Source organism: Cryomorpha ignava (assembly GCF_010686655.1).
GTDB lineage: Bacteria > Bacteroidota > Bacteroidia > Flavobacteriales_D > Cryomorphaceae > Cryomorpha > Cryomorpha ignava.
The window spans coordinates 1-12,002 of the sequence record NZ_JAAGVY010000019.1; the positions used below are offsets into that span (position 1 = coordinate 1).

Annotated in this window: 11 protein-coding genes; 8 read left to right on the top strand and 3 right to left on the bottom strand. The window is 40.2% G+C overall.

Features of this window, described 5'->3' with window-relative positions; genetic code table 11:
* Window positions 1-110: 110 nt before the first annotated feature.
* From G3O08_RS10995 to G3O08_RS11005, 3 genes are all read right to left on the bottom strand, one after another.
* Window positions 111-341 (bottom strand): hypothetical protein, encoded by a 231-nt coding sequence (locus G3O08_RS10995; RefSeq protein WP_163285421.1) that lies wholly within the window; start codon window positions 339-341, stop codon window positions 111-113.
* Window positions 342-343: 2 nt separating this feature from the next.
* On the bottom strand, window positions 344-1,630 hold the full coding sequence (locus G3O08_RS11000; RefSeq protein ID WP_163285422.1) for a hypothetical protein: 1,287 nt from the start codon (window positions 1,628-1,630) through the stop codon (window positions 344-346).
* Window positions 1,631-2,192: 562 nt separating this feature from the next.
* Window positions 2,193-2,945, bottom strand: coding sequence for a hypothetical protein (locus G3O08_RS11005; RefSeq protein WP_163285423.1), 753 nt, complete (start codon window positions 2,943-2,945; stop codon window positions 2,193-2,195).
* A gap of 885 nt (window positions 2,946-3,830) precedes the next feature.
* Between G3O08_RS11005 and G3O08_RS11010 the strand changes: the two genes are divergently transcribed.
* The 8 genes from G3O08_RS11010 to G3O08_RS11045 all read left to right on the top strand — a co-directional run bounded on the left by G3O08_RS11010 (window position 3,831) and on the right by G3O08_RS11045 (window position 11,998).
* Entirely contained in the window at window positions 3,831-4,499 is a 669-nt protein-coding gene (locus G3O08_RS11010; RefSeq protein ID WP_163285424.1) for a DUF4290 domain-containing protein, read from the top strand.
* 3 nt (window positions 4,500-4,502) lie between these two features.
* Complete coding sequence (gene murA, locus G3O08_RS11015) at window positions 4,503-5,810, top strand: UDP-N-acetylglucosamine 1-carboxyvinyltransferase (RefSeq protein WP_163285425.1); 1,308 nt, start codon at window positions 4,503-4,505, stop codon at window positions 5,808-5,810.
* A 43-nt stretch (window positions 5,811-5,853) separates the two neighbouring features.
* Window positions 5,854-6,423: a TlpA family protein disulfide reductase gene (locus tag G3O08_RS11020; RefSeq protein ID WP_163285426.1), complete on the top strand. Its 570-nt coding sequence runs from the start codon at window positions 5,854-5,856 to the stop codon at window positions 6,421-6,423.
* Window positions 6,424-6,565: 142 nt separating this feature from the next.
* Window positions 6,566-7,156, top strand: coding sequence for a nucleotide exchange factor GrpE (locus tag G3O08_RS11025; protein WP_163285427.1), 591 nt, complete (start codon window positions 6,566-6,568; stop codon window positions 7,154-7,156).
* 39 nt (window positions 7,157-7,195) lie between these two features.
* Window positions 7,196-8,314: a molecular chaperone DnaJ gene (gene dnaJ / locus G3O08_RS11030; RefSeq protein WP_163285428.1), complete on the top strand. Its 1,119-nt coding sequence runs from the start codon at window positions 7,196-7,198 to the stop codon at window positions 8,312-8,314.
* A 564-nt stretch (window positions 8,315-8,878) separates the two neighbouring features.
* On the top strand, window positions 8,879-9,712 hold the full coding sequence (gene nadC, locus G3O08_RS11035) for a carboxylating nicotinate-nucleotide diphosphorylase (protein WP_163285429.1): 834 nt from the start codon (window positions 8,879-8,881) through the stop codon (window positions 9,710-9,712).
* A gap of 142 nt (window positions 9,713-9,854) precedes the next feature.
* A complete protein-coding gene (locus tag G3O08_RS11040) occupies window positions 9,855-10,778 on the top strand; it encodes a YihY/virulence factor BrkB family protein (protein WP_239541162.1) in 924 nt (307 codons plus the stop codon).
* Between the two features lie 845 nt (window positions 10,779-11,623).
* Window positions 11,624-11,998, top strand: coding sequence for a hypothetical protein (locus G3O08_RS11045; protein WP_163285431.1), 375 nt, complete (start codon window positions 11,624-11,626; stop codon window positions 11,996-11,998).
* The last annotated feature ends 4 nt before the right edge of the window (window positions 11,999-12,002 follow it).

Below are 12,002 nucleotides of genomic sequence, written 5' to 3' on the forward strand. Positions count from 1 at the left end.
CAAAGCGAAGCGACGTGAAACCCTGTGTATTAGATAAAGTGACAGTCTAAAGCCCTGAAAGGGTGACATCAAGCTGCAAAGTATGAGAGATGAATTATATTTTTCGCGACTTAAATGGATAACCCTATTAAAGTTATTGGGATTTGAGTTTCGAGAAGATCAAGATTAAATAACGGGATTGAAATCTGCATTGCACCATTCGCGAGATTAACATTTGAGTTTTGCATTGAAGCCTTATTCATTGCATTATTTTGTTCAAATGAGAAAACTGGATCATCAGCTTGACCGAAAAGAATAGAAAACTGAATCAAGAGCGGTATTAATAATATTGCTTTTTTCATAATCATCGTCCAATTAAAAATCCAACCTTAAAGTCGAATTGGGGTTTAATATTATTTTTTGAATTTAAATCATACCGAAATTCGATATTCGTACTGTTTGCGCCGCTTATTGGTAAAAGCACTCTAAATATTAACGGTACTCCAAAAGTGTATTTCGAATTTTCAAGCCTGTCAATAAGTTCTTCTGCCGGTGCTTCTAAATTGTTTATTATAAACTCGGAGCCTACCCCGGCAAAGAATATTTTCCAGATTCTGTAGTCAATATTGGCACCAAGCGTGTAATTTGAAACAAGGGTAGATTCAAAGCGCTTGTCATTTGCCCATCCCATTTTTGAAGCGTTAAAAACTGTTTCCAATTCGATAGTTAATCCGGAGTTATCTGAAATGTGGTACCCACCATTAAGCGTAACTCCAAGCCCATCCGGGTAGTAGCCAGTACTATTTTCCCAGTCAAAATCACCTCCGCCATAAAGCCTGTCCCAAAATCGCTTAGACAATTTACCATCTATTTTTACCGGCTTTTCCTTGGCTTCTTTCTTATCCGCTTGGCTAGTGGTATCGCTAACCTCTTGTTTAACTTCTTGCAGTTTTGCAAATAGTTCCTTCACATTCTTAACCCCATTTACTTGGTCAGGCGAAAGCAAACCGTCGGCTGTTATCTTATTCTGCAACATATCAAGCAGCTTTGTCTGGCTAAAACTGGAAGCATCCATATTAGGGTCCAGTTGGGTGCCGGAGTAGTCAGCCATTTGCGGCTTCATAACAGAAGCAAATTCGGGGTTAGCTTCAAGCGATTTCATTATTCCGAGATGCTTATCAGCAAATCCTGCTAGCAATTTAGAATCCTGCTCTTTATATGATTGCCACAGTAAGGCGCGTTTTTTTAATTTGTGCAGCATTTTCTTCTGTTGCTTTGAGCCTTCTTTAAAAGTGGTTTTATAAAGGTGTACACGCTTCTTCATATAGTCGGCATAGAAGCGTGAGGCGTACTTTTTCTGATTCTCTATATGTCTTACTTCAGCTGTGTTGGAATTAGGTGCACCTAAACCAGGAATATTCTCTTCACTAAGTTTAACAGCTGCTGAAAGAACTTTCTGCTTTTTGTTTTTTGAAACTTCAGGTTTGTTATTTCTATCGCTTTCCATCTTTCCAAAGCTGGCAGCCGCAGAGCGCATCAATGCATTTGCGCGAAAGGCATTGCTGTCGCATAAAGTGTATAGAAGCTTATCTTCTAAATCAATAAATTTTAAGAAGCTCTTTCTGTAAGCCGTCTCACTTCTTCTATCCAAGATGGCGAGCTGTTTCCCATACCCTTTAGTAAACTTTTTAAGTCATTTACTTTAGGTATTTTGAATGCTTTTAGGTGACCGTTTCGGGCATCATTCAAGGATGGAAAACGGAAGTTTCCTTGTGCAAAACCTGTCTGACTTAGAACCAGAAAAATTACTATAGTGGATATGCGTCTCACCGAAATCATGAGCACAAGATAAAATTAAAAATTCGGAAATATTAACGAAAATTGAAAATAAGGATAAGTTTGTCCCGAATTTAAAACTGTGTCTAAATGACACTTAGTTTATCAATAAAGGGATTCAGAGATATTTGATTGTTGATAACTTTTTTTGAAAAAACTTGATTCGAATCCTTGAAAAACAGTTTTTATGACCTTTTTAGTATTTAAATTAGCCCTTTTTTAATCGCAGGTAAGTCGAATTTTCTCAAATCAATTTGAAATGATAGTAAAAATGTCATTTGAATATAATCTTTCAGGATGTCATGCAGATTTCATGATCAGCCTTCAAATTTGAAAATCACAATCTGACCCTCCTCCGAAGCAACTTCAAAAACCCCTTAAAAATCTCCAACCCGCATAAAAACCCCATTCATAGCCTTATTATAAAGCACATATCCATCAATAAAAGTACTAAACCCCCAGTGATAAACCACAGCAACATCCTCCTCATTGTGCAGCTCACCATGCGCATCAGTCATTTTGAGTTCCGGAAAATCAAAGACAACTTCTCCCGTACTTCCCGCTTCATATAAATCGCTTATCACATCGCAAGAATCAAAAATATTCCGCTCGATAAGCGAAATAAGCCGAACTCCTCCCCAAATTTTGAATCCATTAAAATTACTCTTTAAGGAATCAAAATTCGGAATCTCCAACTTCATTCTAATGCCGGTTTCCGTTTTTGACCACACCGCATTTAGCATGTCGTATTCTATCGCCGAAGGTATCAAATCATTGAATCTAAAGGTATTCAATACCGGAAGATTGGTACGCAAAACCCTCCACTCTCCCGGAGGATTTACGGTATCATTACGCACAACTTTTCCAAAAAGAAAACCCTGCAATTTCGAATGAATACTCATAGGTGCACAATTGCTAAAATCAATCCCTTTTCGTAAATTCACACCTACGGTGACGGCATTGCGAAAAGCAAAGGAGTTATTCTTAGTGCCCGCCATCGCCGGATCGGTATAAATCTTTTTTTTAGTCGCTCCTCCTTTAGTCTGAACAACGATCTTTCCATTTCTTTTGTAGGCAACCAAATTCCCAACCGGGCCGGTAAACTCAATCCCTCCTTTAATAATTCCCATAAGTGAAACAGCTTTTATAAAACAATTCTTAGGGGTATAAAAAAGAAAATACAAAAGCAACATCACAGCAAATTAAAAGCATAGCCAGAGCATTATCAAAGCATGACCAAAGCATGACAGAAGCATGACCAAAGCATACTAATTCCTATATACTTCCGATATAACTTCTATGCAGCTTCCATTCAACTCCTCTCCAACCGTAGTGCAACTCCCATAGAACTATATATCAACTCCTTTCTAAACCCAACCATATAAAGTAAAAGCAATTCTCATGTCGAAAACCTATCGGCACATCTAAGCCGCTCCACTATCTCCCATCCGGTCAACAATACCCACCAATGCATACATTCAAAACCCAAAATTATAGCCAATAAATCCCTATCACTAAGCTGAATAGTAAACCTTAAAAGTAAAAGGAGAGTGAACGTAATATTCCATAACGATTGTGGGCTAAATAGTAGTCATTCCCTTCGGTCATCCATACAGAGTCATTTCCACTAACACAACCCGCCTCCCAACTTCAGTGCGTAATACTGCGGTCATTAGTAACTATAAATATCATTATATTCCATAAGCTAAGTTCCTAATTCGTAATTCAAAATTCGTAATTCGTATTTCAAAATTCGTAATTCGTAATTTCCTTCCCTATTGCTAATGCACATCCTCAATCCAAAAAAAAACAAGGAATATTCACCTACATTATTACATCTGATCTGAATTCCTTACTTTTGCTTCAATTTCTAAGCGAATTATTCGTTTATCACCCTCCAATAGTGATAATTAAAAACCAAGCGGTTGAAATCAATCAAAAAGCGATACTTTTCACTTCTGTTTTTAAAAGCTTTAATAGCTTTGCGATAGCAGTATGAATTACCTAATAATTTTATGAAAATAACTTACAACAGTGCCAGACCAGATTTGGTCTTACCAGAATACGGGCGCAGCATTCAAAATATGGTGAATTTTTGTGTCAACATTGAAGACCGCGAAGAGCGTAACAAATGTGCCATGTCAATGATTTCCATTATGGGAAATTTATTTCCGCACTTGCGCGACATAGAAGACTTTAAGCACAAACTCTGGGATCATCTTCACATTATGTCCGATTTTCAACTGGATGTTGATTCGCCATATCCAAAACCTGATCGCGAAACTTTTCAGGAAAAACCAAAACGTGTGGCCTACCCTTCCGGGCAAATAAAATACGGACATTACGGCCAAACGATTGAGAAAATTATTGATCAGGTAATGGCCGAAGAAGATGAGGAAAAAAGAAAGGAGCTCGCCGTAAGTGTTGCCAACTTAATGAAGCGTACCTATGTGGTGTGGAATCAAAACAGCGTGCGCGATGAAGTAATTGCAAACGATTTGCGAAAACTCTCTGACGGAAAACTCATTGTAGAAAACCCCGAAGAGGCGCTTGCTTCTACAAAAGAAGTGATGCAACAAATGGGTGTAAACACGAATACCAACACAAATAAAGGCAAACAACAAAACCGCGGCCGCAAGCGTAGTAACCAGGGACGCAAAGGACCAAGAAAAAAACGCAATTAATACATGGGTGCATTTGAAATTATAGGTGGGAAGAAGCTCAAAGGCGAAATTATTCCACAGGGAGCTAAAAACGAAGTTCTACAAATTTTATGCGCCGTGCTGCTTACGCCCGAGCGTGTAGAAATAGAAAACGTTCCTAATATTATAGATGTCAACAAGCTAATAGACCTTTTGAGCGACCTTGGCGTAAAAGTTGAAAAACTCGGCGATGAGCATTATGCTTTTACTGCCGAAAATGTGGACATTGAATACATGCACAGCGATACCTTTAAAAAGAAAGGCAGCGGATTGCGTGGATCTATTATGATTGTTGGCCCATTATTAGCCCGTTTCGGAAAAGGATATATCCCAAAACCGGGCGGCGATAAAATAGGCCGCCGAAGATTAGACACACACTTCATTGGTTTTCAAAAGCTTGGAGCCAATTTCAATTATAAATCAAAAGAAAATTTTTACGAAGTAGAGGCCAACCATTTAAAGGGAACTTACCTCCACCTCGATGAGCCTTCTGTAACCGGTACTGCCAATATATTGATGGCGGCCAGCATGGCCAAAGGCACCACAACACTTTACAATGCCGCCTGCGAACCATATATACAGCAGCTTTGTAAAATGCTGAATAGTATGGGCGCTAAAATAAAAGGCGCCGGCTCAAACCTGCTTACCATTGAAGGTGTAGATTATTTAGGCGGTTGCAAACACCGCGTATTGCCTGACATGATTGAGATAGGCAGCTTTATAGGCCTTGCTGCTATGACGGGCAGCGAAATTACCATCAAGGATGTGAATTACCCCATGCTCGGCATTATTCCCGATACCTTTAGAAGACTTGGAATTAAAATGGAATTAAAAGGTGATGACCTCTACATTCCCGCACAAGATAGTTACGAAATAGAATCATACATAGATGGTTCTATTATGACCATTTCAGACAATCCCTGGCCTGGATTCACCCCCGATTTACTAAGTATTGTGCTTGTTGTAGCCTCACAGGCAAAAGGAGCGGTACTTATACACCAAAAGATGTTTGAAAGCCGCCTTTTCTTTGTCGATAAGCTTATTGATATGGGCGCACAGATTATTCTTTGCGATCCGCACAGAGCCACTGTTATCGGCCTTGACCACAAAGTAAATTTACGCGGTATTTCTATGACCTCTCCAGATATCCGCGCGGGAGTATCGCTTTTGATTGCTGCGCTTAGCGCCGATGGAAAAAGCACGATTCACAATATCGAACAAATTGACCGCGGATACCAAAATATAGACACCCGCCTACAGGCATTAGGTGCAGATATCAAACGAATTTCGTAACTTGGAATAGATTTTGCTTAAAACGAACTAAAATTACAACTATATGAAATTGCTCAAAGTACTTATACCCGTTGCCGCAATTGCGGTTTTGGCAGCTTTTACCCTTCCAAAAGAAGAATCGGTAAGCCCCATTGAAATCAAAGCAGACCAGATTGCAAATACCGGCTTAAATATAGGCGACATCGCGCCCGATCTGGAATTTGAAAGTCCGGATGGTAAAATGATCAAACTTTCTTCCCTTCGCGGGAATATCGTTTTAGTAGATTTTTGGGCATCGTGGTGCGGCCCTTGCCGACGCGAAAACCCAAATGTGGTAAATGCTTATGAAAAATACAGCAAAGCTACCTTTAAAGATGCCAAAGGATTTGAAATTTACAGCGTCAGCCTTGATAAGGCTAAAGACCGCTGGGTAAGCGCTATTGCACAAGACAATTTAAAGTGGCAATACCACGTAAGCGATTTAGGCGGATGGCAATCAAAACCGGCACAGATTTACGCTGTAAACAGCATTCCACAAAGCTTCCTGCTTGATAAAGACGGAAGAATAATTGGCAAAAACCTACGTGGTGTTAATTTGCACTCAACTATTGATGGATTGGTGAAAGGTTTTTAAGCTTTTTTCAATTTTAATTTTTTAAAATCACCTATTGCGTTTGCGGTAGGTGATTTTTTTAGTCCTGCCTATTTGTCACACCGCAGCACTTGGCGTGCTATTTGCCAAACAGGCATGAAAATATAGCTTTACAAGAGATATTATGAGTTCAAAAGATCACACAGAAGAAATGGATGAAAAGGCTACTGCTGATAATACGCAGGAAGCAACATCTCATGAAAATGAAAATATACAGAATGAGGAAGCGAATGAAGATGGCATGAGCGACACCTCTGAAAACGACGATGCACTGACGGAATTGCAGAAAAAGTATGACACGGTAAATGATAAATTTCTGCGCCTTTACAGTGAATTCGAAAATTTCCGTCGCCGTACGGCAAAAGAGAAACTCGAAGCCTTTAAAACTGATGGTGCCGATATTGCAAAGGAGCTCTTGCCGATTTTAGATGATTTTGATCGCGCCGTGGCTTCGAATGAAAATAGTGAAGACCCGGAAACTTTAAAAGAAGGTTTCGTGCTGATTCATCACAAGCTCCTAAGAATACTTCAAAACAAAGGGCTGAAACCAATGGACAGCCACGAGCAGCCTTTTGATACAGAATACCACGACGCCATTACAAATATTCCTGCACCAACAGAAGATTTAAAGGGAAAGGTAGTAGATGTGGCAGAAAAAGGATATTTCTACAATGACACAATTCTACGTCATGCCAAAGTAATAGTAGGAAAGTAAATCAATTTATTTTAAGAATAGCAGAGTAACCGAATAGCAATGGCTAAGAGAGATTATTACGAAATATTAGGTGTATCGCGCACCGTAGAGCAGGCAGAACTTAAAAAATCGTACCGAAAGATGGCATTGAAATTCCACCCGGACAAAAATCCGGACAATGCCGATGCGGAGCATAAGTTTAAAGAAGCTGCAGAAGCTTACGAAGTGCTGAGCAGCCCCGAAAAGCGGCAGAGATACGATCGTTTTGGGCATGAAGGAGTGCGCAGCGGAGGCGGCGGCTTTGGTGGCGGCATGAATATGGATGACATTTTCTCACAGTTCGGCGACATATTTGGCAGTGCCTTTGGTGGTGGCGGATTTAGCGGCGGTTTTAGCGGTGGCCAAAGACGAAGCAGAAAAGGAACAAATTTGCGTATTAAAGTAAAGCTCGAGCTTTCTGAAATTGTAAACGGAACCACAAAGAAAATCAAGGTTCACAAAATGGTAGCTGCCGATGGTGCTACCTTTAAAACCTGTTCAACTTGCCACGGTAGCGGACAGATTACACGTATTGCCAATACCATTTTAGGACAGATGCAAACGGCGTCAACTTGTCCCACTTGTCACGGTTCAGGACAAATGCTTGACAAAAAACCGGCAGGCAGCGATGAAAACGGACTAGTGCGCAAGGAAGAAGTGATGAATATCGATATTCCGGCAGGCGTGGAAGAAGGTATGCAGCTAAACATCAGCGGCCGCGGAAACGCAGCACCAATGGGTGGAGTACCCGGCGATTTGCACGTAGTAATAGAAGAGGTAGAGCACCCCACAATAAAACGAAACGGTCAAAATCTTCACACCGACCTTTATGTAAGCTTTGTTGATGCCGCCCTCGGTGGCTCTGCAGAAGTTGACCTTGTAGAAGGGAAAGCAAAAATTACCATCCAGCCTGGAACTCAAAGTGGCAAAATGGTGCGCTTACGCGGAAAAGGACTTCCACACGTTCAGCGCCATGGGAAAGGAGATATGCTTGTGAACATCAACATCTGGACTCCAAAAGAGCTCTCAAAAGACGAGAAAAAAGCCCTTGAAAAACTTCGCGAAAGCGATAATTTTAAGCCACAGGTTGATCATGATGAGAAAAACTTTTTTCAGAAAGTGAAAGATCTTTTTGAATAGCTTGGAATGGCTTCAAGCTATAAGTCATAAGCCGCAAGATGGATGTACGCACTCGCTTTGTACGCGAGATGAGCATATGAGGTTTATACTTCTCTAAAAAGCGTTCTCCGCAGTCGCCACGCCTTAAAGCGTGGGGACATTTTATCTGGCGTCTCGCCAGGTTGCTATCAATAAGTTGAAGTAAATATCGAAATTTGAGTTCTCCGCAGTCGCCACGCCTTAAAGCGTGGGGACTCTTTTTCTGGCGTCTCACCAGGTTCCTATATATGTTTAACTAGAATATCGACATTTGAGTTTTGGGCACAAAATTCAGCCTGGTCAAGTTTAGCCTGGCGAGACGCCAAAGGAGGCCACCCTCGCGAGATGCGAGAATGTGCGAAAGCGACTACCAATTTCATAAGAAAACAATCTCGTTGTCCGCAGTCGCTCGCGCATCACGAGCGTGTGCGAGAGCCCTCTACTACCAATTTCCCAAGAAAACAATCTACCTTCTGTACTTTTACCGTACTTTTGATCTGTGATTTTAATTGACACTTTTTAGAGAGTACAATTTTATAAGCCAAGATGACAACAGACGAATTTATTCGCAATGCGATAATCGAAGATATCGGTGACGGTGACTTCACCTCTGAGGCATGTATTCCCGCAGATGCTGTAGGAAGAGCAAGAATGTTAATAAAAGAACATGGTATTTTGGCGGGTACAGGAATCGCCGAAAGCATTTTTCTACACATTGACCCCAGCTTGCAAGTAAAAACACTTATAGCTGATGGTAGTGCTGTAAAAGTGGGAGATGTGGTAATGACCGTTAGCGGCTCAGCCCGCGGAATTTTAAAAGCAGAACGACTTGCTTTGAATTCCATCCAGCGTATGAGTGGCATCGCGACTTTAACAAATAAAGTAGTAAAGAAACTGGAAGGTCTTAAAACCAAAGTGCTCGACACCAGAAAAACCACTCCGGGCATTCGTTTTCTCGAAAAATTGGCTGTAAAAGCCGGCGGTGGAGAAAACCATCGATTTGGCTTATACGATATGATGATGATTAAAGATAATCATATTGATTACGCCGGCTCGATTGAAAATGCGATAAATCTCTGCGATGAGTTTAGAAAACAAAATAACCTCAACATAAAGCTCGAAGTTGAAGCGCGTAACCTGGAAGAGGTCGATCGAATTTTGGCCGTAGGAAAGGTTGACAGAATAATGCTCGATAATTTTTCTTACCCCGATTTGCTGAAAGCGGTAAAAAAAATAGGAGACAAATATGAAACTGAAGCCAGCGGAAATATCACCATTGAAACTGCCCGAAACTACGCCGAATGCGGTGTTGATTTCATAAGCATGGGTGCTCTTACCCACAGCGCACGGGTTCTCGACATTAGCTTAAAGGCTTATTGAACGAATTTTCCGGGTTTATTAAGTATTCAACTTTAATAGAATAGCCGGGGTGCCATTCCATTCATTGATTCAAAGCTTTACCTTAGCCCGTGATTGGTAGAAATTTATGACGAGTATTTTAAAACGTTGGACAGTGAAGTTTATGCGATCAAAGCCGATTGCTAAAGCTACAACAGTTTCAAAAAAACTCGTGCTTCCAGGCTTTAGCGGCTTAACTTTTTATCAGGTAATTAAGTTTTCTTGGGCGGGAATTCAAAAAGGGCGAATTACTAATAGAGCCGCCGCTGTATCCTTTCGCATTTTGCTTTCGCTACCTCCGGTATTAATCGTTTTACTATCTATTATTCCCTTTATTCCAGTAGAAAATTTTCAGGAAAACCTCCTGTTGTATATAAGTAAAACAATGCCTGGAAATGCTTATAGCCTTGTAGAGCAGACGCTTAATGACCTGATCACCAAAAAACAACAAACACTTATAAGCATCTCATTTATTCTGGCACTATTCTATGCCTCTAATGCTATTCAGGCTATTCTGGACGGTTTTAGTTATAGTTACAACATCGAAAAACCGCATAGCATTGTCATCCAGTACGCACGCTCCTTTGGCCTTATGCTCGTTTTTAGTTTTGCAATGATCATTGGTGTTGCACTTATTACATTTAGCGGACCGGTACTCTCCTACCTTCAGGAACTCAATATAATCGGAGGCGATTTATTTGTATTTCTTATTGAATTTGCAAAATGGATTTTCGTAATCATCCTTTTCGAAATTGCCATTTCACTTCTCTACCGAGCGGGTCATTCAGGCAAGTGGCGCGCTATTAACGCCGGCGCCTCTTTTGCAACCCTTGGTTTCATTATTGTTTCCTCACTTTTTGGGTGGTATGTGAATAGTTTTGCCACTTACAATAAGCTTTACGGATCGGTAGGAACCGTTCTTGTAGTCATGCTATGGCTTTATTTTAATTCAATCGTACTTCTTATCGGATTCGAAATCAATGCCGGAATAGCAAAGGCTAAAAACCAGAATGTAGGTGAAATTGAGCCGGACGATGTACTCAAATAAATTTCTACCCTTCCGGGAATAGACTTTGTCAATAAAATTTAAGTCTAATTTCAGCTACACCTTATCGGTGAGGCATAAAACTATACTGGTTCATCCATTTTATTTTCTCGGGAAAACTCACCTTTCGATTCAAAATTTGCCAAGCCAAAACATATTAACCTGAGATCGACTATTCTTCAGGATTCAGAACGCCTGAAAATTATTCGTTTCTCTCACCCTTCAGGCTCCCGTTGGTCGTGATGTCGCTTCGCTCAGTTGTGAGTTTCAACTAAGAATGATGAAATAACTAAGCGTAGCGTTCCCTTTATAGCCTTTGACAAACAAGCATAAAAATAGCGGGCTATTATGAGTCATTTTTAGGCAGAAAATCGCTGTTTTACTTGCTTCGCTGCGTGAGATCGTTTCACTAAGTTGAGGTGGTATGCTAAAAATCTTTCCCATAAAAACCGATATACTGCATTTCCTGTTCTCGCCATAGCCCGCTATGTCTCTGAAAACGAAACTTGTATATAGTCTTTTATGGAAATCTGAATCTCCGAATAACAATCTAACTCAGGTTATTAAGATAGCACAAACAATAAAATTTTTCGTTGTGCTCAAAATCAATACCGGGATTATGAGCTATCTTTCTAAATCACTAAATATAGTTACACAATACATTTTTTCGCCAAAACCTTTTTTTCTTCCGATTAAACCTATATCTTTATATAACAAAATACAGCTATAACCAAACTAAACCTTCAGCCTATGCTATACGCTCTTGACTGATCACTCTTTCAACCCCCTCATAACCTTTCCAAAAATCGTTTAATCACTATTATTTAATCATCAAAACCAAACTCATAATGAAAACACTTAGATTTATTCTGGTCGTATTTGCTATTTTGGCATCTACCGCCTATTCGAAAGCCCAACCCGGCAATGCTACACTGACCGAAGATGGTGCTGTAGTCGTAAACACCCAGGAGCCGCTTCAAAGCGTGTATATGCTCGATGCGAGTAATTTCAATTTTACTTCTGAACAAGATGCAATCACGTATTTTGCTGCTAAAAATTCTGAATACGTATCGTATCGACCTGTATTGCAGAACAATGTTATTATGGTGTATCTTCAGGTCAAAACAAGACCTGACTGGACTAAGGCTGATTGGAACGCATATTTTGTGGAAAACAAAATTAAAAGCAAAATATCAGATCCTTCTCAACAACTCACTAAATAATAAG